Raw genomic sequence first — 24,032 nt, forward strand, 5'->3', positions numbered from 1 at the left:
AGTGCGGGCGAGGGAGCCGGACACCGTCCGCGCGGTCGCGCGCGACGGCGTCCGCATCGGCTACGAGGTGTTCGAGGGGCCCACCGGCGCACCGACGATCGTCCTGCTGACGTCCTGGGCGATCGTGCACATGCGCCAGTGGAAGCACCAGGTGCCGTTCCTCGCCCGCGAGTTCCGGGTGATCACCGTCGAGGGCCGGGGCAACGGGGACGCGGACCGGCCGCTCGACCCGGCGGCGTACACCGACGTCGAGGCGGTCCAGGACGCCCTCGACGTCCTCGACGCCGTCGGGGTGGAGCGCGCGGTCGTCGTGGGGCTCTCCCTCGGCGGCCGGCACGCCCTGCAGCTCGCGGCGTGGCACCCCGAGCGGGTCCTGGGCGTCGTCGCCATCGCCCCGGCGCTGCCCCTGCCCGACCTGACGCTCGACTTCGAGACCCACCACGAGCGGCCCGAGGGCTGGGAGAAGTTCAACCGCCGGTACTGGGCCACCGACTACCGGGACTTCGCCGAGTTCTTCGCCGCGCAGGTCCTGCCCGACCCGCACGCCACGAAGCCCCTCGAGGACTTCGTGTCCTGGGCGATGGACACCGACGGCCCGACCCTCGCCGCGACCGCGCCCGCCCTCGCCGCGCCCACCGCCACCGACGCCGAGGCGGTGGGGCGCGCGGTGCGGTGCCCCGTGCTGGTCGTCCACGGCGAGGCCGATGCCGTGGTGCCGTGGGCGTCCGGGGCGGCGCTGGCGCGGTGGACCCGGGGCACGCTGCTCACCCTGCCCGGCGCCGGGCACGCACCCCCGCTGCGCGACCCGGTGCGGGTCAACCTCGCCGTGCGCGACTTCGCCCGCGCGCTCGCGCCCCCGGCGCCCCGGACGACGACCTGGACGCCGGCACGGTCCCGGCGGCCGCGGGTGCTGCTCGTCAGCTCGCCGATCGGGCTGGGGCACGCGCGGCGCGACGTCGCGATCGCCCGGGAGCTGGCCGCCGCCCGTCCCGAGGTGGAGATCGAGTGGCTGGCCCAGCACCCGGTGACGGCCCTGCTCGACCGGCACGGCCTGCGCCGGCACCCCGCGAGCGCGCTGCTGGCGTCGGAGAGCGCGCACGTCGAGGACGAGGCGGGCGAGCACGACCTGCACGTGTTCCGGGCGATCCGGGCGATGGACGAGATCCTCGTGGCCAACTTCCACGTCTTCGCCGACGTCGTCGAGCAGGGTCACCACGACCTCGTCGTCGCCGACGAGAGCTGGGAGATCGACCACTTCCTCCACGAGAACCCGGAGCTCAAGCGCGCGCCGTTCGCGTGGCTCACCGACGTCGTGGGCTGGCTGCCGATGCCCGACGGCGGGCCGGTCGAGGCGGCGCTGACCGCCGACCAGAACGCCGAGATGGTCGAGCACGTGGCCCGCTACCCGCGGCTGCGCGACCGGTCGGTGTTCGTGGGCGAGCCCGGCGACCTCGTCACCGACCCGCTCGGGCCCGGCCTGCCCAGCGTGCGCGAGTGGACCTGCGCGCACTTCGCGTTCAGCGGCTGGGTGTCCACCACCCGCCCGGTCGGCGACCGCGAGGAGCTGCGCGCCGCGCTCGGCTGGGCGCCCGACGAGACCGTCTGCGTCGTCGCCGTCGGCGGGTCGGGCGTCGGGCGGGCGCTGCTCGAGCGCGTCGCGGCGGCCCACCCGCTGCTGCGCGAGCAGGTCCCCGGCCTGCGCCTGGTCGCGGTCGCCGGGCCGCGGATCGACCCGGCGTCGCTGCGGGTGCCGCCGGGTGTCGAGGTGCGCGGGCACGTGCCCGACCTCGAGCGCGAGCTCACGGCCGGCGACGTCGCCGTCGTCCAGGGCGGGCTCACGACGACGATGGAGCTCGCGATCGCCGGCCGGCCGTTCGTCTACGTCCCGCTCGAGCACCACTTCGAGCAGCAGATCCACGTGCCGCACCGGCTCGCGCGGCTCGGCGCCGGGGTCCGTCTCGACTACGCCGACGCCACTCCCGAGACGGTCGCCGCGACCGTCGCCTCGCTGCTCGCCCGGCCGGTCCGCCCGGTGCCGGTGGACACGGGCGGCGCGCGGCGGGCGGCGGACCTGCTCGGGGAGCTGCTGCCTCGTCGACCCCGGGCTAGTTGACCTTGACGAGGTCCACGACGAAGACGAGGTGCGCGCCCCCCGGGATCACCGGCGGCACGCCGCGGTCGCCGTAGCCCTGGTGCGGCGGGACGACGAGGATGCGCCGGCCGCCCTCGCGCATGCCGGAGATGCCGAGCTTGAAGCCGTCGATGACGCCCGAGAGCGGGAACTCGACGGGGGCGCCGCCGCGGGTCCACGACGAGTCGAACTCGCCGCCGTCGGAGACGCGGATGCCCTGGTACTGGACCTGCACGGTGTCGCGCGGCCCGGCCTCGGCGCCGCCGCCGACCACGAGGTCGGTGATGTCGAGGTCGTTCGGCAGGGTGTCGGGGGTGACCGACGCGCCGGGCGCGCGGGTCAGGTCGTCGGTGTTGTCCACGGTGACCGCCATGTCCCGAGACCCTACGGACGCCCGGGCGCGACGTCGGTGGGGGCCGTCGCGGCCGCCCCCTCGCCGCCGTGGACGACTACTCACGGGGCGACAGGCCGAGCACCGAGCGCGCCTTGGCCCCGACCGTCTCCTTGACGCCGTTGGCGATGATGTCGAGCACGTCGCTGTCGCCGGAGAGCTGGGAGCGGGCGGTGTTGAGCGCCTGCTGGATCGTCACGTGCGGCGGCACGAGCGGGATGTCCTTGTCGACCTTCGCGTCGACGACGAACGGCCGGTCGGCCGCGAGCGCGCGGTCCCACACCGGGCCGATGTGCTCGCGCTCGCGCAGCTCCATCCCGTCGAGCCCGAGCAGCATCGCCCACTGCGCGTAGGGCACGTCGGGGATCTCCTGGGACTGCGGGTCGGGGGCCTCGCCGAGCATCCCGCGCGTCTCCCACGACACGTAGGACAGGTCGTCGTTGGACAGGACGAGCACGACGAACCGGGGATCGGCCCACCGGTGGCGGTAGCGCGCCACGGTGATCAGCTCGTTGACCCCGTTCATCTGCATCGCGCCGTCGCCGATCAGCGCGACCACCGGCCGGTCGGGGTGCGCGTTCTTGGCCGCGATCGCGTACGGCATGCCGCCGCCCATCGACAGCAGCGTCCCCGACAACGACCCGTACTGGGCGCCGTGCAGTGTGACGTCGCGGGCGTACCAGGACGTCGCCGTGCCGCAGTCGACGGCGAGAAGGGCGTCGTCGGGCAGGCGGTCGGACAGCTCGCGGACCACCAGCTCGGGGTTGAGCGCGCTGGTGTGGGCGTGGGCGCGCTGGACCGAGTAGTCCTCCCAGGCGCGGGTCCAGCGCTCCACCTGGGCGCGCCACGGCGAGTCGGCGCGCTCGCGCAGGCGGCCGCGCAGCGCGGTGAGCGTCGCGGCGGCGTCGCCGGTCAGGTTGACCTCGGTCTCGTAGCGGATGCCGCAGCGCGCGCCGTCGACGTCGATCTGCACCGCCCGCGCCTGCCCGGGCGCCGGGTAGTACTCGGTGTAGGGCATGGTCGAGCCGACGATGAGCAGCGTGTCGCACTCGCGCATGAGGTGCCACGACGCGGTCGTCCCGAGCAGCCCGATCGCCCCGGTGACCCACGGCGAGCGCTCGTCGACGACGCCCTTGCCGAGCAGCGCCGTCGCCATCCCCGCGCCGAGGGCGTTGGCGACCTCCGTGAGCTCGGCCGCCGCCCCCAGCGCGCCGGCGCCGGCGAGGATCGCGACCTTCTCCCCCGCGTTCAGCACCTCCGCCGCGGCGTCCAGGGCGGCCTCCGGCGGCGCCGCGATGCTCGATGAGGGCACCGCGGAGGTGTGGTAGTAGCCGTGGGCGTCCGGCGGCTCGACGACGGCGTCCTGCTCCAGCACGTCGGAGCGCAGGACGACGACGGCGACCGTGCGGTCGGCGAGCGCGCTGCGGCAGGCGCGGTCGACGACATGGCGGACCTGGCTCGGGTCCTTCACCTCGGCGAGGTAGCCCGCGACGTCCGAGAGCAGCGCGCCCAGGTCGATCTCCTGGTAGTAGCCGCCGCCCTGGGCGGTCTGCGCGGTGTGCCCGACGAGCGCGACGACGGGCTGGTGGTCGAGCTTCGCGTCGTAGAGGCCGTTGAGGGCGTGGACGGCCCCGGGCCCGCTGGTGACCACGCAGCAGCCGATGGGCGACCCGCCGTACTTGACGTCGGCGCAGGCGGCGAAGGCGGCGGTCTCCTCGTGGCGGACCTGCACGAACTCCGCGTCGTTCCGCTCGGGCAGCGCCGTGAAGATCCCGCCGATCCCGTCCCCGGGGTAGCCGTAGAAGCGGTGGACGCCCCAGTCGGCGAGGCGGTCGAGCACGTGCGCGGCGACGTTCTTGGGAGCACTCACCCTGCAGGGCTCCCCACCGAGCCCGCCGACCATGTGGGTCACCCGCCACCGAACACGCGTCGCGCGCGGTCGGTGTCGGCGTCGGTCCAGCCCGGCGGCGGGGCCACCGCCGCCCAGCCGTCCACCAGGAGCGCCCCGTAGGCGTGCCCGTGGCCCGGGGGCACCGACTGCGCGCGCGGGAGATCGGTGCTCACCTGCCAGAAGGTGAGCACCGGGAACCAGCGCATCGCGGCGGGGACGTCGTACCCGGCCGGCTCGGCGAGCCAGTCCGGGCGCGCCCAGAGCAACGCGGGCGACCACCACACGACGGGGTCCGAGGGGTGCTGCAGGTAGAGCACCCGGGGCGGGACCCAGGGGGTGGACGGTGCCGACGACAGGCCGTCGGGCCGGCCGGCGAAGCGCACGGCGCGGCCGCCGTCCACCACCGGGTCGACCGTGGGCGAGGCGGGATCACGACGGTCCACCAGACCCCTCCAGAGCCGGCTCTCGTGCGGTGGCCCGACCCAGAGGACGCCGTCGGTGCGGGCCCGCGCCTCGTCGATCGAGCCGAACGCCGCCTGGGACGCCTCCGCCCCGAGGCTCTGGCCGAAGACGAGCAGCCGGGGTCGGCGGTCCGGCGGGCGCTGCACCCACCGGTCCCGCACCGCGTCGAGGAGCAGCCGGCTCGACGCCTCCGCCCGGCCGCGGTCGAGGAAGAACGACAGGCCGCTCGGCAGGGAGGAGTACTGCAGGGCGGCGATCGCGGTGTCGCCGCCGTGGACGAGCTCGAGCCCGTCGGCGATCGGCGGGTCGACCGCACCGGTGCCGGTCGGGGTGACCAGGGCGAGCACGTCCCGGTCGAACGCGCCGGTGCGTTCGAGCTCGGCCACGGCGAGGGCGGCGCGCTCCCGCACGTCGGGCGCGCTCTCCAGACCCACGTAGACGCGGATCGGGTCCCGGGGGACGCGTCCCGACGCGAGCGCCAGCTGCTCGGGCGGCCGGCCGCCGGTGACGAAGCGCCGGCCCTCCCGACCCAGGGTCGGCCACGGGGCGAGGGAGTCCGGCGACCCCGAACGGGTCGCGCGCGCCGGCGGGCCGGCCGCCGTGCCGGGCTGGTCGTTGCGCGCCCGGAACAGGTGCTCGGCGACCTCGACGGACTCGCGCGCGGCGGTCCCCGTCACGACGGCCGTCGCCAGCAGGACCAGCAGGACCGCTCCCACCACCGCGACCACGCGGGAGAGGTGGACCCGGCGACGCATCACCCGGGCCAACCGGCGGGTCGTCCGGCGCACGAGGCGGGCGGTCGCGACGAGCGCGGCCGTCACGGCGACGGCGACGGGCAGCGCCAGCAGGAACGCGGGCGCCGACGGCGGCCGCGCGCCCACGAGGACGGCTGCCTCCTGCTGCCCGCGCGCGCCCACCAGGAGCGCCGCCGCCAGGGCGAGCGGAGCCGCGACGGCGACCGCCGCGGCGACGTGCGGCGGTCGTCGGATGCCCGTCGCCCGGAGCCGTCGGCGGACGGCGGGCCGTCGCAGCACCCCTCCGAGCAGCGCCCCGCACGCCCAGCCGAACCCCGCGGCGCCGCCGCAGACCACGCCCTGCACCAGCCCGTCGCGCGGGATGAGCGAGGGCGTCACCGCGAGCACGGCGCCGACGGTGGCGAGCCCCAGCGCCGGCGGATCGAGGCTGCCGGTCCACCGCCCGCGTCGACGCCGGCGCGCGAGGGGCTCTGCGCTCGACGTCACGGCGGGACGGGCTCACATGTCGAGCGGCGGCAACGGGCGCAGCGGGCCGTCGAGGGGCTCGGGCGGGGTGCCGTCGGCGCCGAACGGTGAGCCGCCGAGCTCCTCGCGGTGGTGGGGCTCCAGCCACACCGACGGCTCGGGGCCGAGCGGGACGATCTGCGTCGGGTTGATGCTGGTGTGCACCTGGTGGTAGTGCCGCTTGATGTGGTCGAAGTCGACCGTGTCCCCGAACCCCGGGGTCTGGTAGAGGTCGCGGGCGTAGGGCCAGAGGTTCGCGAACTCCGCGAGCTTCTGCCGGTTGCACTTGAAGTGGCCGTGGTAGACGGCGTCGAAGCGCACCAGCGTGGTGAACAGCCGGATGTCGGCCTCGGTGATGTGGTCGCCGACCAGGTAGCGCCGGTCCTCCAGCCGCTCGTCGAGCTCGTCGAGACGGGCGAAGAGCGCGGTGTAGGCCTCCTCGTAGCGCGCCTGCTTCGTCGCGAACCCCGCCTTATAGACCCCGTTGTTGACGTCGTGGAAGACGCCCTCGTTGATCGCGTCGATCTCCTCGCGCAGCCCCTCGGGGTAGAGCGTCGGCGCGCCGGGACGCTGGTACTTGGCCCACTCGATCCCGAGGTCGATCGTGATCTGCGGGTAGTCGTTGGTGACGAGCAGGCCCGTCGACTCCTCGACCAGCGCCGGGACGCTGACGCCGTTCTCGGTGCCGTGCTCCGCGTCGCGGGCCAGGTAGGCCTCCTCGAGGTACCGGTAGCCCAGCACGGGGTCGCGGCCGTCCTCGTCGAGCGTGAAGCGCCACGACCGGTCGTCCTGCAGCGGGTCGACGATCGCCAGCGAGATCGCGTCCTCGAGTCCCATGAGGCGCCGCACGATGAGCGAGCGGTGCGCCCAGGGGCACGCGAGCGAGACCACGAGCCGGTAGCGGCCGGGCTCGACGGGCCACTGACCCTCGCCGGTGGGCTCGGCGACGATCCGGTCGGCGAACCGCGGACCCTGGCGTCGGAACGAGCCGCTGCTGTCGGCGTACGGGCTGTTGCCCACGGGGGCGTCGGTGGGGGTGCTCACGAAGTCCCGGGTGCCCCGGCACGGCCCGACGTCAACGTCCGTGCGCGACGGGGTCCCGGCGTCGCAGCAGCCACCACTCCGCGATGAGCACATTGACGATCCAGCTCGTCCACACCGACGCCGGGCCCGCCTCCATGATCAGGTCAGGGTTGCCGGGATCGATCAGCCAGAGCACGGCGGCGTAGAACGCGATCCAGAACCGGTTGACGATGATCGAGAGCGTGAGGGCGACGCTGCGGATCATCCAGGCGCGGTGGTCGGCGTACCGGCGCTGCCGGGCGGCGCGCCAGCCCGCGATCGAGGTCCCGAGCCAGAGCACGGCGAGCACGGTGTTCCCGACCGAGGACGCGAACCCCGTGGTGCTCACCGGCGCGACACCCAGCACCGCGACCCCGCCGGGCAGCACGCCGCCGAGCAGGTAGACCCGGCCCGAGAGGCGGTGCACGCGCGGGTGGCGGCGTCGCAGCCAGGGCCACACCTGCAGGCAGGCCGTCACCAGCGCGACCGAGCCGCAGACGATGTGCGCCCAGAGCAGGGGGTAGTGCAGCGCGTAGTCGGGGCGGATCGGGACGCGGGACTCCGCGGGGTCGAGGCCCAGGTAGGCCGGCAGCTCGAGGACGAGGAACACCGCGACGACCACCGCGGTCACGACGAGCCCGATGCGAACGCGGCGCAGGTCGACGGGTCCGAGGCGACGTCGGCGGTCACGGTCCGAGGGTGCGGGGCGTCCCGGTTCCTGGGTGGCGGTCATGTGCGTAAGCCTTACGCATAACGCGTATTCCTGTCTACTCTTCGTCTCGTGCGACCATCAGCCCCGTGTCCGATGCCGTCACCGACCCCCGCTGGGCGCCTCCGGCACCCCCGACCGCCCGCCGCCCGTTGACGCGCGCCGCGATCGTCGACGCCGCGGTCGCGCTCGCGGACGCCGAGGGGATCGACGCGGTGTCGATGCCGCGGCTGGCGCGCACGCTCGGCGCGGCGCCGATGTCGCTCTACCGGCACGTGCCGCACAAGGACGCCCTGGTCGACCTCATGCTCGACGCGGCGATCGGCGACCCGCCGCCCGCCGAGGGGCCCTGGCGGGAGGCGCTGACCGCCTGGGCACGGGGCAACCGCGCGGTCTTCCGCGACCACCCGTGGACGTTGCCCCTGGTGAGTGGGCCGCGGCGGATGGGTCCGGCCGAGTGCGCGTGGGGCGAGAGCGCCCTGCGCATCGGGGTGAACGCCGGGCTCCCGCTGACCGAGGCCATCGCGGTGGTGCACCTGGTCAACAGCTACGTGCGCGGGGCGTCCGTCCCCCTCGACGACCGGGCGCCCTCGGCGTCCGACCTCCACGCGTCCGGACGCGCCGGCGAGTTCCCCCTGTTCCTGCGCCTGCTCGAGGCCACGGTCGACGAGCCGCCCGACACGGCGGCGGAGATGTTCGACGACGGTCTCGCCCGCATCATCGACGGCGTCGAGCGACACCGGGACGCGCTCCAGGACTGATTCCTCGGACGATCGGCACGGACGACATCGGTGTCCTGCCCGATCGTCCTTCGTCGTCGTCGGCTGATCGCCGCCGCGGCCTCCGGTCGACGCGGGAGTGAGCGGGCCCGCCGGGCTCGGAGCACCCCGAGGAGCACGACATGCCCCGCACCATCAGCGCCAACATCACCCTGTCCCTCGACGGCTTCGCCGCCGGCCCGGACGGCGACATGTCCTGGCTCGTCGAGACCGCCCTGCACGAGCAGTGCGCGTCGGGCTTCGCCGGCTACTCGCGTGGCGTCGACACCGTCCTGCTGGGCCGCGTCAACTATGAGGGCTTCCACGGCTTCTGGCCCGCCGTCGCCGACGACCCCGCCGCCGACGCCCGCAGCCGCGCGTTCTCCCGCTGGTTCGACGCCGTCGAGAAGGTCATCGTGTCCCGCACGCTCGACGAGGCGACGTGGACGAACGCCCGAGTCGTGCGTGACCTCGAGGCCACGGTGACCGAGCTGCGCGCCGGCGACGGGCAGGCCGCCGCCGTGTTCTCCAGCGTGAGCGTCATCCAGGCGCTGCTCGCGGCCGACCTGCTCGACGAGCTCCGGATCACCCGCGTCCCCGCCGTCCTCGGCGAGGGTCTGCCGTTCCTCGCCGGCGGGCTGCCTCGCTCGTCGTGGGCGCTCGAGTCCCTGCAGACCATCCCGACCGGCGCGGTCGTGTCGCTGCTGCGCCGCCGCTGACCGGTGGCGACGCATCCGAGGAGGAGAGACCGATGAGCAAGATCGTGCTGTGCATGTGGATGTCCCTCGACGGGTTCGTCGCGGGCCCGGACGACGGGCCGGAGGAGGGCCTCGGGGTCGGGGGCGAGCGGTTGCACGACTTCCTCGCGTTCGACGGGGAGGACCACCCGACGTCCGCGCGGTCCCGCGACGAGGTCGGGGCGACGGTCGTGGCCGAGCTGATGGCGACCGGTGCGGTGCTCACGGGCCGGCGCACCTTCGAGCTCGCCGGCGGGTGGGGCGGCGACCACCACGACGGGGTGCCGATCATCGTGCTGACCCGCTCGGCGCCCGCCACGCCGTCGCCGGGCCACGCCCGGTACGTCACCGACGTGCGCGCGGCGGCGGCGCAGGCGACGGAGGCCGCCGGCGACCGGGACGTCCTGCTCCACGGGGCGTCGGCCGCGCAGGCGTGCCTGGCGGCCGGCGTCCTCGACGAGATGGCGCTGCAGGTGGTGCCGGTGCTGCTCGGGCAGGGGCGGCGCCTGTTCGGTGACGGGCCGGGCGCGCTGCCCGGGCACGTCGAGCTCGAGCTCCTGCGAACGCTCGACGGGCCCGGGATGGTGCACCTGCGCTACCGCGTGCTGGGGGGTGGGGCGTGATGGCGATCCGCCTGGACATGAGCGTCTCGCTGGACGGGTTCGTCGCCGGGCCCGACGACCGGCCGGACCAGCCCCTGGGCGCCGGCGGCTTCCGCCTGTTCAACTGGCTCGACCACCGGCACGACCCCGGCTCCTCCGGCGAGGTGTTCGCCGAGGCGATGGCCACCCGCGCCGTGCTCTCGGGGCGGCGCACCTACGAGCTCGCCGGCCGCTGGGGCGGCGACCACCACGACGGCGTGCCGATCGTCGTCCCCACCCACGCCGTGCCCGACGACCCGCCGCCGGGCAGCGTCGTCCACGCCACCGACGTCGGCGAGGCCGCCGCTCGTGCCCGGGCGGCGGGCGACGGCGACGTGCTCGTCCACGGGGCGGGCGCCGGGCAGGCCCTGCTGCGTGCCGGGGAGCTCGACGAGATCGAGCTGCACCTCGTGCCCGTCCTGCTCGGGCGGGGCCGGCGGTTGTTCGCCCACCTGCCGGCGCGGCACGTCGAGCTCGAGCTGGTCCGCCGTCTCGAGGGCACGCCCACCGCGTCCCGCGCCCACCGGGTGACGCACCTGCGCTACCGGGTCCCGCACGGCGCTCGAGGAGGCGGCGCTGCTCACGGCCAACGACGTCGAGCGGGGGCTCCTCGCGGACCGGCTGGCCGCGCTCGAGCACTGAGGGGTCAACCCGTGACGGCGAACCGCAGGTGTGCCCCGCCCGCGGGGAACACCTCCCCCGCGATCTGGCGCAGCCCGACCGGTTGCCCCGGGGTGATCAGGGGCGTCCCGCCGCCCAGGGCGACCGGGGCGACGAACAGGTCGAGCTCGTCGACCAGCCCGGCGCCGAGCAGCGTGCGCATGAGGGCCAGCGAGCCCCAGACCAGCACGGTCCCGCCGGCTCCGGCGCGCAGGTCCCGCACGTGCGCGACGGCATCGGTGACGATCTCGGCGGGCGCGAACGGGCCCCACGGCGCGGCCGCCAGCGTCGTCGAGGCCACGCGCTTCGGCACGGCGTTGACCAGCGGCGCCACCGGCACGTCACGGCTGTGCTCGGTGGGCCAGAAGGCCACGAACGCCTCGTAGGTGCGCCGCCCGAGCAGCACGGTCTCGACCTCGGCGAGGAGGTCCTCGTTGAGCGCCATGCTGCGGCGGTCGCTCTCCGGGGGCACGTGGGCGAAGATCTCGCCCTCGTCGGTGGGTCCGGCGGCGAACCCGTCAACGGAGATCCACTGCTGGGCGACGACGCGGCGGTGGTGGGGGCGGCGGTCCACGCGCGCACCGTACGAGCCGTCGCGCGCCGGCGGTGCCGGGTGCGAGCATCGGGCGGTGACCAAGGCCGTCCAGGACATGATGGTCGCGGTCGAGCGCACCCGGGACGCCTTCGCCGCCGCGGTGCGGACCGGTGACCTCGACGCCGCCCTGGCCCTCGTGACCGACGACGTCGCCCTCTCGACGCTCCCCGCCGGCACCGGTGCGCGCGGGGCCGAGGCGCTGCGCCGCCACCTCGCCGACGACGTGCTCCCCCACCGGCCCGCCGACCTCGCCACGACCCGGGTCTCGCGCACCGGCGACCGCTGGCGGGTGGTCGACGAGGAGCGCGTCGCGTTCACCCACGACCGCGAGCTGCCCTGGCTGCTGCCCGGCGTCGCGCCCACGGGCCGGCACGTCGAGGTGCTGGCGATCACCGTCGTGGCCGTACGCAGGCAGCGGGTCGCCGAGCACCGCACCCTCTGGGACCACCAGGGGCTGCTCGCCGGACTCGGCCTGTCCTGACAGGCGCTCCGACACACGCGGGTGTCGTCGGGGCCGATCGGGGGCACAATCCCACGGCGTCCCCACCGTCGCGGACCCCACGGGAGCGGTCTCGACGGTCGAGCTCCGCTCCGCTTCGTCTCCGCCGACCAGGAGGGCGTCCCCATGAGCGAGAGCAACGGCCCCGCGCGGGCCGACCGCGTCTCCACCGAGGGCAGCGTCGCGTCGGAGTCCGAGCACTCCGCGCTGCGCGCCCACATCCGCCGGCTGTCCACCCTGCTCGGGCGCACGGTGGCCGCCCAGCACGGCGACGACATGCTCGAGCTGGTCGAGAAGGTGCGCCGCCTGGTGCGCGAGGTGCCGGAGCGCGGCGACACCGCGATCCGCGACCTGCTCGCCGACCTCGACCCGGGCACCGCGGCGGTGCTCGGCCGGGCGTTCGCGACCTACTTCCACCTCGCGAACCTCGCCGAGCAGCTGCACCGCAGCCAGGAGCGCGCGGCCGAGCACGCGGCCGGGCGCGGACCGCTGCACACCCTGGTCGACCGGCTCGTCACCGACGCGGACCCCGACGAGCTCACCACGGCCCTGGAGCGCCTCGAGCTCGAGCCCGTGTTCACGGCCCACCCGACCGAGGCGCAGCGGCAGTCGGTGCTGGGCAAGCTGCGCGCCGTGGCGAGCGTGCTGGCCGACGACCTGCCCGAGCACGTCGAGGAGACCCGGCTGCACCGGCTGGTCGACCTCATCTGGCAGACCGACGAGATCCGCCCCGAGCGCCCCACGGTGCTCGACGAGGCGCGGTCGGTGGCCTACTACCTCGAGCAGCTCGGGCGGCGCACCGTGCCCGAGGTGCTCACCGAGCTCGACGACGAGCTCGACCGCGTCGGCCTGCACCTGCCCGAGGGCTCGCGGCCGCTGATCCTCGGCTGCTGGGTCGGCGGCGACCGCGACGGCAATCCGAACGTGACCGCCGACCTCACGCTCGAGACGATGCGGATCTACGGCGAGCGCGGGGTGCGCATCCAGACCGACCTGCTCGAGGACCTCGTCCAGGAGCTGTCGGTGTCGACGCGGCTGGTCGGGGTCTCGGAGGACCTGCGCCGCAGCCTCGCCCGCGACCGTCGGGCGCTGCCCGAGGTCTACGACCGGTTCGTGCGGCTCAACGCCGAGGAGCCCTACCGGCTCAAGTGCTCGTACGTCCACGCGCGCCTGCAGAACACCGCGCGCCGCTACGCCGACGGCACCCCCCACGTGCCGGGCCGCGACTACCTCGGGGCCGACGAGTACCTGCGCGACCTCGAGGTCATGGACGCCTCGCTGCGCTCCCACCAGGGCGAGCGCATCGCCGACGGCGGGCTGCGCGACGTCATGCGCACGGCCAACGCGGTCGGCCTGCACCTCGCGAGCGTCGACGTGCGCGAGCACACGAACTTCCACCACACGGCGCTGGCGGCCCTCTTCGACCGCCTCGGCGAGCTGGACACCCCGTACGGCGAGCTCGACCACGACGGCCGCCGCGAGGTGCTCTCCGCCGAGCTCGCGGGGCGGCGCGCGCTGACGCCGCGGCGCGACCGGCAGCTCGACGACTCGGTGACCGAGACCCTCGAGGTCTTCGACACCATCCGCACCGTCCAGGAGACCTACGGCGAGGAGGCCCTGCACACCTACGTCATCTCGATGGCGCAGAACGTCGACGACATCCTCGCCGTCGCCGTACTGGCCCGGGAGGCGGGGCTGGTCGAGCTGACCGCCGACGGGGCGGTGTCGTCGCTCGACGTGGTGCCGCTGTTCGAGACCGCGACCGAGCTGAAGATCTCCGGGGATCTGCTCGACGGCATGCTCTCCGACCCGTCGTACCGGGCGCTCGTGGCGGCCCGCGGCGACGTGCAGGAGATGATGCTGGGCTACTCCGACTCCAACAAGGGCGCCGGGCTCACCACGTCGCAGTGGTCGATCCACCAGGCCCAGCGCCAGCTGCGCGACGTCGCCGCGAAGCACGGGGTGCGCCTGCGCCTGTTCCACGGCCGCGGCGGCTCGGTCGGGCGCGGCGGCGGGCCGGCGGGCGAGGCGATCGCGGCGCAGCCGCACGGCGTCGTCGACGCGGTCATGAAGGTCACCGAGCAGGGCGAGGTCATCTCCGACAAGTACTCGCTGCCGGCGCTCGCCAAGGACAACCTCGAGATCATGCTCTCGGCGGTGCTCGACGCGACGCTGCTCCACCAGACCTCGCGGGTCGAGGCGGCGACGCTCAAGCGGTGGGACGAGGCGATGGACGTCGTGTCCGACGCCGCGCAGGCCGCCTACGACCGGCTGGTGTCGCACGAGGGCCTGCCCGACTTCTTCACCCAGGCCACCCCGGTCGACGAGCTGTCGATGCTCAACGTCGGCTCGCGGCCCGGCAAGCGCCCCGGGGCGGGCGGGAAGGCGTCGCTGGACGACCTGCGCGCGATCCCGTGGGTCTTCGGGTGGACGCAGACGCGCATGATCGTGCCGGGGTGGTTCGGCCTGGGCAGCGGGCTGAGGGCCGCCCACGACGCCGGCTACTCCGACGTGCTCGACGAGATGCGCGACTGGGCGTTCTTCGCGAACCTCCTGTCGAACGTCGAGATGACGCTCGCGAAGACCGACATGCGCATCGCCGGGTTCTACGTCTCCGAGCTCGTCGACCCGGAGCTGCAGGAGGTCTTCGAGATCATCAAGGACGAGCACCGGCGCACCGAGCGCGAGGTCCTCAAATTCTCCCCCGGCCACGAGCTGCTCGGCGGCAACCCGCTGCTGCGCCGCACCCTCGACATCCGCGAGGGCTACCTCGAGCCGCTGCACCACCTGCAGGTCCACACGCTCGCCGAGCGGCGCAAGGTCGACGACCCGGACCCCGACCTGCAGCGGGCCCTGCTGCTCACGGTCAACGGCATCTCGGCGGGGATGCGCAACACGGGCTGAACGGTTTGGTCGCGGGTCGCCCGCGGGAACGAGCCGAGGTGATCGCCCCGACCCTCGACTCCGTGCCCGGATGTCCCAAGCGGATGGTCTTCGGGCCGTGCGGGGGCGTGCGCAGCGACGGGTCGTGCGAGCTCGACGCGGCGCTGCCGTGCCCGTGGTGCGGGCCGGACGCGACGCTGCGGAGCTGGCCGACCCGCCCGCCCACCAGCCCGGCGACGGTCACCCCGCCGCGCGTGCTGACCGACCTCAGCGTGCCGCCCTACGACCTCGCGGCGCTGCGCGAGGTCCTCGGGCTGCTCGCCCCGGTGTCGGACGCCCTGCTCGTCGGCGAGCACCACCACCGCCCCGACTTCCCGCCGACGATGCTGGCCGCGGAGATCCAGGCCGGCGGCGGGAGCCCGTGGGTCACGCTGACCTGCCGCGACCGCAACCGTGTCGTGCTCGAGCAGGAGCTGGCCGGGCTCGCCGCGCTCGGGGTCGGCGGGGTCCTCTGCGTCACCGGCGACGGGCGCGGGCAGGACGTGCGGCCCGAGGTGACGCAGGTCTTCGACCTCGACAGCACCCGCCTCGCCCACCTCGCCGCCGCGGCCGGCGTGCCCACCGCCGTCGCCGTCGCCCCGGCCGCCCCGCCCGCCGACCTGCGACCCGCCGCGCTCGCGGAGAAGCAACGCGCCGGGGCGTCGATGGCCGTCGCCAACCACGTCGGCTCCCCCGCCGCGCTCGCCGCCTTCCTCGACGCCGCGCGGGACGCCGGCGCGGACCTGCCGGTGATCGCGGGGGTCGCCGTCTACACCGACGAGCGCTCCGCCGCGGTCCTCGCCGCCTTCCCCGGCCTCGCGCTCGACACCGACGCCGTCGCCGCCGTGCTCGCGGCCCCCGACCCGCGCGCGGCGGGGATCGACGCCGCGGTGGCGGAGGCCGAGGCGCTGCTGGCGGTGCCCGGGGTGGTCGGGGTCAACCTCTCCGGCCTGGCGTCGGCCGGGGGCTGGCGCGCGGGCGCGGAGGTCAAGGCGGAGGTCGCCGCGCGGATCGGGCACTCCACGGCGTGACCTCCGAGACCCAGCCCGGATCCACCCCCGACACGGCTCCCGACACCGACCCCGACACCCCGATGGAGGCCGAGTTCGACACGGTCGCCGCCTGGACCGAGGGCGCCGTCCGCGCCCTCGGGCGCGACCATGCCGTCCCCGCCGCGTGCCGGGGCAGCGGCTCCCCCGCCGACCTCGCCTGGCTCGCCCAGGGCCTCGACCTGCGCGGCGACCAGCGCTTCCTCGACGCCGGCGCCGGCCTCGGCGGGCCCGCCGCCTGGCTCGCCGACGACCGCCGCGACTCCTGGGACGGCCGGGCGGTGCTCACCGAGCCGATGGTCCACGCGGCCGCCTCGGCGCGGCGGCTCTTCGGGTTCCCGACGGCCGCCGCCGTCTCCGAGGCCCTGCCGCTGCCCACCGGCGCCGTCGACGCCGCCTGGTCGCTCGGCGTCCTCTGCGTCACCCCGTCGCGGGCGGACATGCTCGCCGAGCTGCGCCGCGTCCTCGTGACCGGCGGCCGGCTCGGGCTGCTCGTCCTGGTGCACGGCGGCGCGCCGCTGCCCGAGCAGCCGGAGGGCAACGACTTCCCCACCCGCGCCGAGCTCGACGACCAGCTCGCCGGCGCGGGCTTCCGGGTCGACGACGAGGTCGACGCCGCCCGGCTGCCCGGCGCACCGCCGTCGTGGACCGAGCGCGCCGACCGCGTCGAGGAGCACCTGCGCCGCCACCACGGCGACCACCCGGCGTGGCGCCAGGCCCAGGAGCAGGAGCAGGTCATGGGCCGGCTGCTGCGCGAGCGCTACGTCGTGACGACGCTGCTGCGCACCACCGCGGTCTGAGGGCGACGGGACGCCCGGCGGGCGGGTCACCCGTGCTCCCGCTGCGGCAGGCGGCACGCCCGGACGGGCGACACACGCCCGGGCGCACCATCCGTCGCGGAATCGGTTCAGCTCGGCGCGGGCCGGCGCGTGACGCTCGTCGGGGGGACGCCTGACGGCTCTACTGGAGCCCGAGCCGACCCGGTCCTCCGCGCCGCACCCGTGGCGCCGCGCGACCGGCGGGAGGAGAACAGGTGACCTACGACGCGGTCAGTGCGTACACGGTGCTGTTCGGGGACGGCGAGTCCCCGGCGACCGTCAGCGTGCACGGCTCGGCCGAGGAGGCCTGGGGTGCCCTCGACGTGCTCGTCCGCGGCCGGTCCCGGCGCTGGCGGGCCCGCGCGGTCGCGGTCGACGAGGACCGCGTGACCGAGCTCGCCGAGAGCTGGCGCCGCGCCGACCCCGACCGTCGCTACTGGCAGGTCGCCCCCCACCGCCTGCGCGTCACCGTGCCGGCCATCGCCGCCCGCCACGTGCCCCGCCCCGCCTGACCGCGCGGGCTGGACCGACCGCAGCATCCTCGAGAGCCGTCAGGCCATCGCCCGGTCGGTGGGGTCGATCGGGCGCGGGAGGACGTCGCGGCCGGTGAGGTGCCGGTCCACGCCCGCGGCGGCGGAGCGGCCCTCGGCGATCGCCCAGACGATGAGCGACTGGCCGCGTCCGGCGTCGCCGGCGGCGAACACGCCGGGCACCGAGGTCTGGTAGTCGCCGTCGCGGCGGACGTTGCCGCGCTCGTCGTACTCGACGCCGAGGCTGTCGAGCAGGCCCTCCTTCTGCGGCCCGAGGAAGCCCATGGCGAGGAAGACGAGCTGGGCGGGGATCTCCCGCTCGCTGCCCTCCACCGGCGCGAACCTCCCGTCGACGCGCTCGACGTCGACGAGGCGCAGCGCGCGCAGGTTGTCGTCCTCGTCGCCCAGGAACTCCTCGGTGTTCACGGAGAACAGGCGCTCCCCGCCCTCCTCGTGCGCCGAGGAGATCCGGAAGATCATCGGGTAGGTCGGCCACGGGTTGGTGGCGGGCCGCTCCGACGGCGGGACCGGCATGATCTCGAGCTGGGTCACCGAGCGCGCGCCCTGGCGGTGGGCGGTCCCGACGCAGTCGGCGCCGGTGTCGCCGCCGCCGATGACGACGACGTCCTTGCCCTGCGCGTCGATGTACGAGCGCTCGTAGTCGCCCTGCTGGACCTTGTTCGAGGGCGGCAGGTACTCCATCGCCTGGTGGACCCCGTGCAGCTCACGGCCGGTGATGGGCAGGTCCCGCCACGCCGTGGCGCCGACCGCGAGCACCACCGCGTCGTGGTCGGCGCGCAGCTTCTCCACGGTGAGGTCGCCCGCGGCCGGGCCGCCGACCTCGACGCCCGCGAGGAAGCGCGTCCCCTCGGCCACCATCTGCTCGAGACGGCGGTCGAGGCGCTTCTTCTCCATCTTGAACTCGGGGATGCCGTAGCGCAGGAGCCCGCCGATGCGGTCGGCGCGCTCGTAGACGGTGACGTCGTGCCCGGCGCGCGTCAGCTGCTGGGCCGCGGCCAGACCAGCCGGCCCCGAGCCGACGACGGCCACCGACCGGCCGGTCCTCGACTCGGGCAGCACGGGGCGCACGAAGCCCTCGTCCCAGGCCCGGTCGATGATCTCGATCTCGACCTGCTTGATCGTCACGGGGTCGGAGTTGATCCCGAGCACGCAGGCCGCCTCGCACGGGGCGGGGCACAGCGTCCCGGTGAACTCCGGGAAGTTGTTGGTGGCGTGCAGGCGCTCGATGGCCTCGGCCCAGTCGTCGCGCCAGACCAGGTCGTTCCACTCGGGGATCATGTTCCCGAGCGGGCAGCCCTGGTGGCAGAACGGGATGCCGCAGTCCATGCAGCGCCCCGCCTGCTTGCGCAGCGTGGCCGGGTTGAGCTCCTCGTAGACCTCGTGCCAGTCCTTGATGCGGATGTCCACCGGCCGGCGGCGCGGGAGCTCCCGGCCGGTGGTCAGGAATCCCCGGGGGTCAGCCACGAGCCGCCTCCATGATCGCTTCGTTGACGTCGCGGCCGTCGCGCTCCGCGTCCGCGGTGGCCGCGAGGACCCGCTTGAAGTCGGTCGGCATCACCTTGGTGAAGCGCGGGACCGCGGCGTCCCAGTCGGTGAGCAGGTCGTGGGCCACGGCGGAGTCGGTGGCCGCGTAGTGCCTCTCCACCAGTCCGCGCAGCTCCTGGGCGTCGTCGGGGCCGACGACCTCGAGCTCGACCATCTGGTGGTTGACCCGGCCCTCGGTCAGGTCGAGCACGTAGGCGATGCCGCCGGACATGCCCGCCGCGAAGTTGCGGCCGGTCGGGCCGAGGATGACCGCGCGCCCGCCGGTCATGTACTCGCAGCCGTGGTCGCCGACGCCCTCGACGACCGCGACCGCGCCGGAGTTGCGCACGCAGAACCGCTCGCCGACCTTGCCCCGCAGGTACGCCTCGCCGGCGGTGGCGCCGTAGAGGATGACGTTGCCGGCGACGATGTTCGCCTCGGCGACGAAGGGCGCCTGCGGGTGCGGGCGCACCGAGAGCCGCCCACCCGAGAGGCCCTTGCCGAAGTAGTCGTTGGTGTCGCCGATGAGCCGCATCGTCACGCCGCGCGGCAGGAACGCGCCGAACGACTGGCCGCCCGAGCCGGTGAACGTGATGTCGATGGTGTCGTCGGGCAGCCCGTCGCCGCCCCAGCGGCGGGTGACCTCGGAGCCGAGCATCGTGCCGACGGTGCGGTTGACGTTGCGCACCGGCAGCTCGAGGCGCACCGGGGTGCCGTCGGCGATGGCGCCCTCGGCGAGCTGGATCAGCGTGTGGTCCAGCGCCTTCTCCAGGCCGTGGTCCTGCGCCCTGCTCTGGTGCAGCGTCTGGTCGGCGAAGTTCGGCGGCGGCGCGGGCCGGTGCAGGATCGGCGAGAGGTCGAGGCCCTCGGCCTTCCAGTGCGACTCGGCGGCCCGGGTGTCGAGCACCTCGGTGCGCCCGATCGCCTCCTCGATGGACCGGAAGCCCAGCGCCGCCAGGTGCTCGCGGACCTCCTGGGCGACGAACTCCATGAACGCGACCACGTACTCGGCCTTGCCGTCGAACTTCTGGCGCAGCACGGGGTTCTGGGTCGCGACGCCGACCGGGCAGGTGTCGAGGTGGCAGACGCGCATCATGATGCAGCCCGAGACCACCAGCGGGGCGGTCGCGAAGCCGAACTCCTCGGCGCCGAGCAGTGCGGCGATCACGACGTCGCGACCGGTCTTGAGCTGCCCGTCGGTCTGCACGACGATCCGGTCGCGCAGGCCGTTGGCCAGGAGCGTCTGCTGGGTCTCGGCGAGGCCCAGCTCCCACGGGCCGCCCGCGTGCTTGATCGACGAGAGCGGCGAGGCGCCGGTGCCGCCGTCGTGCCCGGAGATGAGGACGACGTCGGCGTGGGCCTTGGACACGCCCGCCGCGACCGTGCCGACGCCGACCTGCGAGACGAGCTTGACGTGCACGCGCGCCCGCGGGTTGGCGTTCTTGAGGTCGTGGATGAGCTGGGCGATGTCCTCGATCGAGTAGATGTCGTGGTGCGGCGGCGGCGAGATGAGGCCGACCCCGGGTGTGGAGAACCGCGTCTTCGCGATCCACGGGTAGACCTTGTGGCCGGGCAGCTGCCCGCCCTCGCCGGGCTTGGCGCCCTGCGCGATCTTGATCTGGATGTCGTCGGAGTTGACGAGGTACTCGCTCGTGACCCCGAAGCGCCCGGACGCGACCTGCTTGACCGCCGAGCGGCGCGAGTCACCGCTCGGGTCGCGGGTGTAGCGGAAGGGGTCCTCGCCGCCCTCGCCGGTGTTGGAGCGCCCGCCGAGGCGGTTCATGGCGATGGCCAGCACCTCGTGCATCTCCTGCGAGATCGACCCGTAGGAGATGGCGCCGGTGTTGAACCGCTTGACGATCTCGGCGACCGGCTCGACCTCGTCGATCGGGACGGGCGTGCGCTCGTCGGTGTGGAAGCCGAAGAGCCCCCGCAGCGTCAGCAGCGACGAGCTCTGCTCGTCGACGGCCCGCGTGTACTCCTTGAACGTGTCGTAGTTCTGCGTGCGCGTGGAGTGCTGCAGCTTGAACACGGTGTGCGGGTTGAAGACGTGCAGCTCGCCCTCGCGGCGCCACTGGTACTCGCCGCCGACGGCGAGCTCGCGGTGGTCGGGCCGCACGCCGTCGGCCGGCCAGGCCTGCCGGTGGCGGATCGCGACCTCCTCGGCGAGCACGTCGTAGCCGACGCCGCCGAGCCGCGAGGTGGTGCCGGCGAAGCAGTCGTCGACGACCTCGGCGCCCAGGCCGATCGCCTCGAACACCTGCGCGCCCATGTACGACGCCACCGTGGAGATCCCCATCTTGCTCATGACCTTGCGGACGCCCTTGGCCATCGCCTCGACCACGTTGCGCGTCGCGGTGCCGGAGGTGACGCCGGTGATGACGCCGCGGTCGATGAGGTCGTCGACCGAGTCGAGCGCGAGGTAGGGGTTCACCGCGCTGGCGCCGTAGCCGAGCAGCAGCGAGGCGTGGTGGGTCTCGCGGACGTCGCCGGCCTCGACGACGAGGTCGACGCGGGTGCGCGTCTTCTCCCGCACGAGGTGGTGGTGCACCGCGCCGGTGAGCAGCAGCGACGGGATCGGCGCGTGGTCGGCGTCGGAGTGCCGGTCGGTCAGGATGATCACGCGGGCGCCGTCCGCGACGGCCCGGGAGACCTCCTCGCGGATCTCGGTGAGCCGGGCGCGCAGCGCGTCCCCGCCGCCGGCCACCGCGTAGAGCCCGGAGACGAGGTACGGCGCGAAGCCGGGCATGTCGCCGTCGTCGTTGATCCCGGCGATCTGGGCGAGCTCGTCGTCGTCGATCACGGGCAGGGGCAGCACGACGCGGCGGCACGACGCCGGCGAGGCGTCGAGCAGGTTGGTCTCCGACCCCAGCTGCACCTGCAGCGAGGTGACGAGCTCCTCGCGGTAGGCGTCCAGCGGCGGGTTGGTGACCTGCGCGAACAGCTGGATGAAGTAGTCGAAGAGCACCCGGCTGCGGGACGAGAACGGCGCCAGCGGCGCGTCGTTGCCCATCGAGCCGGTGGCCTCGGCGCCGCTCTGGGCCATCGGGCGCAGCAGCAGCGAGACCTCCTCGCCGGTGTAGCCGAAGGTCTGCTGGCGGCGCACCAGCACCTCGCGGTCGAACTTGTCGCGCTCGCGCGAGGGCAGGTCGGCGAGCTCGACCATCCCGGCGTGCAGCCACTCGTCATAGGGGTGCTCGGCGGCGAGCTCGCCCTTGATCTCGTCGTCGTCGACGATGCGTCGCCCGACGGTGTCGACGAGGAACATGCGGCCGGGCTCGAGGCGGCCCTTGCGCACGACCGTGGCCGGGTCGATGTCCAGAACGCCGACCTCGGAGCCGAGCACGACCAGGCCGTCCTCGGTGACCCAGTAGCGCGCGGGGCGCAGGCCGTTGCGGTCGAGGACGGCGCCGATCACCGAGCCGTCGGTGAACGCGGCGAGCGCCGGGCCGTCCCAGGCCTCCATCAGCGTGGAGTGGTAGCGGTAGAAGGCCCGGCGGGCCGGGTCCATCTCGTCGTGGTTCTCCCACGCCTCGGGGATCATCATCAGCACCGCGTGCGGCAGCGTGCGCCCGCCGAGGTGCAGCAGCTCGAGCACCTCGTCGAAGCTCGCGGAGTCGCTGGCCTCGGGGGTGACGATCGGGAAGATGCGGTCGAGGTCGGACTCGCCGAACGCGCCGGTGGCGAGCATCGACTCGCGGGCCCGCATCCAGTTGCGGTTGCCCCGCAGCGTGTTGATCTCGCCGTTGTGGGCGAGGTAGCGGTACGGGTGCGCGAGGCTCCAGGCCGGGAAGGTGTTGGTGGAGAAGCGGCTGTGCACCAGCGCGATCGAGCTGGTGGTGCGCTCGTCGGCGAGGTCGGCGAAGAACGGCTCGAGCTGCTCCTCGGCGAGCATGCCCTTGTAGACGACGGTGCGCCCGGACAGGCTCGGGAAGTAGGTCTCGACCCCCGCGGCCCGCGTCTCGTGCTCGACGCGCTTGCGCACGGCGAAGGCGCGCCGCTCCAGGGTCATGACGATCCCGGCGTCGTCGTCCCCGGCGTTGGGCGTGTCGACGACGTGGTGGACGTCGTCGGGCAGGCCCAGGAAGAGCTGGCGGAACCGCGGCATGACCTCGCGGGCGGTGCGCCCGAGGCCGGCGCGGTCGGGGTCGACGGGCAGCTCGCGCCAGGCCAGGACCTCGAGGCCCTCCTCGGCGGCGATGCGCCCGACGATCTCCTCGACGGCGGCCGGGTCGGCGTCGACGGGCAGGAAGCCGTTGCCGACGGCGTAGCGGCCGGCGGCCGGGAGCTCGACGCCCGCCTCGGCGAGCACCGGGCGGTAGAACCCGTCGGGCACCTGGATGAGGATCCCCGCGCCGTCGCCGGTTTCCGGCTCGGCGCCGCGGGCACCCCGGTGCTCGAGGTTGATCAGTGCCGTGAGGCCGCGGGTGACGGTGCGGTGGTCACGGCGTCCGGCGATGTCGGCGACGAACGAGACGCCGCAGGCGTCATGCTCGTACGCGGGGTCGTAGAGGCCCTCGCTCGCACGGTTGTCCACGTGCGCCTCCGATCGTCGTCCGTGCAGGTGGTGGTCGCCGGTGGCCCGGCGGTGGTGGTCGTGGGGATCGGGGAGCGCGGTGGCGCTGGTTCCCGGGCAGGCCCCGGCGCACCGGTCGTGGTGTCCGCGGTGGACGACCGGAGGGGCAATGCGACGTTAACCTCCGCGGCCGTCGCGGCGCACCGCCCCGACGCCGACGAAAGAGTGCTGATCGCCATAGCGCGGCAACCCCGTGGCCGGGCTCGCGGGGCCGGTCAGCGGCGCGCGGGTCTCCGCGACTCCCCGCGATCGCCGTCGGGGTCGCAGCGGGGCAGCCCGGCCACCGACCTGACCGCGACGTCGCTCGACGAGCGAGGAGTGCTCATGACCGATCCCGACACGCCGACCAGTCTGACCGACGACACACCGTGTGACCAGAGTGCCGGCCCCCAGACCTACCGCGGGGTAGCCCACTCGTCGGGACCGGTCGAGGTGTCCGGCGGCCGACACGGGGTACCCGCGCCCTCGAACGCGTGTTCGATGTCCTGCCCACCTCTCTGTTCACCGAGGAGCACCCCGTGAGCGACACGACCCCCGACCCGCACGCCGTGAAGACCACCGACGACACCCCCGCCGGGTCGTCCGCCGAGAAGGACAACGACAACTGGGTCACCGGCGACGAGCCGATGACCGGCCCGCAGGCCAGCTACCTCGAGACCCTCGCCCACCAGGCCGGGGAGGAGCCGCCCACCGAGCTCACCAAGGCGCAGGCCTCCGACGAGATCGAGCGGCTGCAGGGCGCGGTGACGCCCGAGGGGCCCGCCGGCGGCGAGGGTGACGGCTCCCCCGACCTCTCC

General features: G+C 74.6%; 17 protein-coding genes and 2 pseudogenes. 11 read left to right on the plus strand and 8 right to left on the minus strand.

Annotated elements, in window-relative coordinates; genetic code table 11:
* The first annotated feature begins 1 nt into the window (after position 1).
* Positions 2 to 2,113 (plus strand): alpha/beta fold hydrolase, encoded by a 2,112-nt coding sequence (locus ACYX4T_RS08265; RefSeq protein ID WP_476014067.1) that lies wholly within the window; start codon positions 2 to 4, stop codon positions 2,111 to 2,113.
* Here ACYX4T_RS08265 and ACYX4T_RS08270 read toward each other — a convergent pair.
* From ACYX4T_RS08270 to ACYX4T_RS08290, 5 genes are all read right to left on the minus strand, one after another.
* The gene (locus ACYX4T_RS08270; protein ID WP_476014068.1) at positions 2,106 to 2,504 is read right to left on the minus strand and encodes an FKBP-type peptidyl-prolyl cis-trans isomerase; all 399 of its coding nucleotides are present in this window, start codon (positions 2,502 to 2,504) and stop codon (positions 2,106 to 2,108) included. The genes ACYX4T_RS08265 and ACYX4T_RS08270 overlap by 8 nt on opposite strands.
* A 76-nt stretch (positions 2,505 to 2,580) precedes the next feature.
* The gene (locus ACYX4T_RS08275) at positions 2,581 to 4,392 is read right to left on the minus strand and encodes a thiamine pyrophosphate-requiring protein (protein ID WP_476014069.1); all 1,812 of its coding nucleotides are present in this window, start codon (positions 4,390 to 4,392) and stop codon (positions 2,581 to 2,583) included.
* 38 nt (positions 4,393 to 4,430) lie between these two features.
* Positions 4,431 to 6,116 (minus strand): alpha/beta-hydrolase family protein, encoded by a 1,686-nt coding sequence (locus tag ACYX4T_RS08280; RefSeq protein WP_476014070.1) that lies wholly within the window; start codon positions 6,114 to 6,116, stop codon positions 4,431 to 4,433.
* Between the two features lie 12 nt (positions 6,117 to 6,128).
* Positions 6,129 to 7,178 carry a glutathione S-transferase family protein gene (locus ACYX4T_RS08285; RefSeq protein ID WP_476014071.1) on the minus strand — a complete coding sequence of 350 codons (1,050 nt, stop codon included), beginning with the start codon at positions 7,176 to 7,178 and terminating at the stop codon, positions 6,129 to 6,131.
* A gap of 31 nt (positions 7,179 to 7,209) precedes the next feature.
* The gene (locus ACYX4T_RS08290; RefSeq protein WP_476014072.1) at positions 7,210 to 7,929 is read right to left on the minus strand and encodes a DUF2306 domain-containing protein; all 720 of its coding nucleotides are present in this window, start codon (positions 7,927 to 7,929) and stop codon (positions 7,210 to 7,212) included.
* 65 nt (positions 7,930 to 7,994) lie between these two features.
* On the opposite strand from ACYX4T_RS08290, the gene ACYX4T_RS08295 reads away from it, so the two are divergent.
* The 4 genes and pseudogenes from ACYX4T_RS08295 to ACYX4T_RS08310 form a co-directional block, all read left to right on the plus strand.
* The gene (locus ACYX4T_RS08295; protein WP_476014073.1) at positions 7,995 to 8,666 is read left to right on the plus strand and encodes a TetR/AcrR family transcriptional regulator; all 672 of its coding nucleotides are present in this window, start codon (positions 7,995 to 7,997) and stop codon (positions 8,664 to 8,666) included.
* Between the two features lie 140 nt (positions 8,667 to 8,806).
* Positions 8,807 to 9,382, plus strand: a complete 576-nt coding sequence (locus ACYX4T_RS08300; protein ID WP_476014074.1) for a dihydrofolate reductase family protein — start codon at positions 8,807 to 8,809, stop codon at positions 9,380 to 9,382.
* Positions 9,383 to 9,414: 32 nt separating this feature from the next.
* On the plus strand, positions 9,415 to 10,023 hold the full coding sequence (locus ACYX4T_RS08305; protein ID WP_476014075.1) for a dihydrofolate reductase family protein: 609 nt from the start codon (positions 9,415 to 9,417) through the stop codon (positions 10,021 to 10,023).
* A 17-nt stretch (positions 10,024 to 10,040) separates the two neighbouring features.
* Positions 10,041 to 10,469 (plus strand): annotated as a pseudogene (locus ACYX4T_RS08310) (dihydrofolate reductase family protein); the annotation flags it as partial.
* Positions 10,470 to 10,687: 218 nt separating this feature from the next.
* On the opposite strand, the gene ACYX4T_RS08315 reads toward ACYX4T_RS08310, so the two are convergent.
* On the minus strand, positions 10,688 to 11,275 hold the full coding sequence (locus tag ACYX4T_RS08315; protein WP_476014076.1) for a dihydrofolate reductase family protein: 588 nt from the start codon (positions 11,273 to 11,275) through the stop codon (positions 10,688 to 10,690).
* A 55-nt stretch (positions 11,276 to 11,330) separates the two neighbouring features.
* On the opposite strand from ACYX4T_RS08315, the gene ACYX4T_RS08320 reads away from it, so the two are divergent.
* From ACYX4T_RS08320 to ACYX4T_RS08340, 5 genes are all read left to right on the plus strand, one after another.
* Entirely contained in the window at positions 11,331 to 11,777 is a 447-nt protein-coding gene (locus tag ACYX4T_RS08320) for an ester cyclase (RefSeq protein WP_476014077.1), read from the plus strand.
* 144 nt (positions 11,778 to 11,921) lie between these two features.
* Positions 11,922 to 14,699, plus strand: coding sequence for a phosphoenolpyruvate carboxylase (gene ppc / locus ACYX4T_RS08325; protein ID WP_476014078.1), 2,778 nt, complete (start codon positions 11,922 to 11,924; stop codon positions 14,697 to 14,699).
* A gap of 38 nt (positions 14,700 to 14,737) precedes the next feature.
* Positions 14,738 to 15,748, plus strand: a complete 1,011-nt coding sequence (locus ACYX4T_RS08330) for a methylenetetrahydrofolate reductase C-terminal domain-containing protein (RefSeq protein ID WP_476014079.1) — start codon at positions 14,738 to 14,740, stop codon at positions 15,746 to 15,748.
* Positions 15,745 to 16,566: a class I SAM-dependent methyltransferase gene (locus ACYX4T_RS08335; RefSeq protein ID WP_476014080.1), complete on the plus strand. Its 822-nt coding sequence runs from the start codon at positions 15,745 to 15,747 to the stop codon at positions 16,564 to 16,566. Before ACYX4T_RS08330 ends, ACYX4T_RS08335 begins: the two co-directional genes overlap by 4 nt.
* Before the next feature lie 233 nt (positions 16,567 to 16,799).
* On the plus strand, positions 16,800 to 17,096 hold the full coding sequence (locus tag ACYX4T_RS08340) for a hypothetical protein (RefSeq protein WP_476014081.1): 297 nt from the start codon (positions 16,800 to 16,802) through the stop codon (positions 17,094 to 17,096).
* A 39-nt stretch (positions 17,097 to 17,135) separates the two neighbouring features.
* Here ACYX4T_RS08340 and ACYX4T_RS08345 read toward each other — a convergent pair whose 3' ends face one another.
* On the minus strand, positions 17,136 to 18,599 hold the full coding sequence (locus tag ACYX4T_RS08345) for a glutamate synthase subunit beta (RefSeq protein ID WP_476014082.1): 1,464 nt from the start codon (positions 18,597 to 18,599) through the stop codon (positions 17,136 to 17,138).
* Positions 18,592 to 23,196: a glutamate synthase large subunit gene (gene gltB / locus ACYX4T_RS08350; protein ID WP_476014083.1), complete on the minus strand. Its 4,605-nt coding sequence runs from the start codon at positions 23,194 to 23,196 to the stop codon at positions 18,592 to 18,594. Before gltB ends, ACYX4T_RS08345 begins: the two co-directional genes overlap by 8 nt.
* 587 nt (positions 23,197 to 23,783) lie before the next feature.
* Between gltB and ACYX4T_RS08355 the strand changes: the two are divergent.
* Positions 23,784 to 23,972: pseudogene (locus ACYX4T_RS08355) on the plus strand (DUF3072 domain-containing protein); the annotation flags it as partial.
* Between the last annotated feature and the right edge of the window lie 60 nt (positions 23,973 to 24,032).

It is taken from the genome of Actinomycetospora sp. ABD4_176 (assembly GCF_056311855.1).

Coding starts and splice junctions, on each gene's coding strand:
- ACYX4T_RS08300 (WP_476014074.1), top strand. CDS start 8,807: ATGCCCCGCACCATCAGCGCCAACATCACCCTGTCCCTCGACGGCTTC.
- ACYX4T_RS08270 (WP_476014068.1), bottom strand. CDS start 2,504: ATGGCGGTCACCGTGGACAACACCGACGACCTGACCCGCGCGCCCGGC.
- ACYX4T_RS08290 (WP_476014072.1), bottom strand. CDS start 7,929: ATGACCGCCACCCAGGAACCGGGACGCCCCGCACCCTCGGACCGTGAC.
- ACYX4T_RS08305 (WP_476014075.1), top strand. CDS start 9,415: ATGAGCAAGATCGTGCTGTGCATGTGGATGTCCCTCGACGGGTTCGTC.
- ppc (WP_476014078.1), top strand. CDS start 11,922: ATGAGCGAGAGCAACGGCCCCGCGCGGGCCGACCGCGTCTCCACCGAG.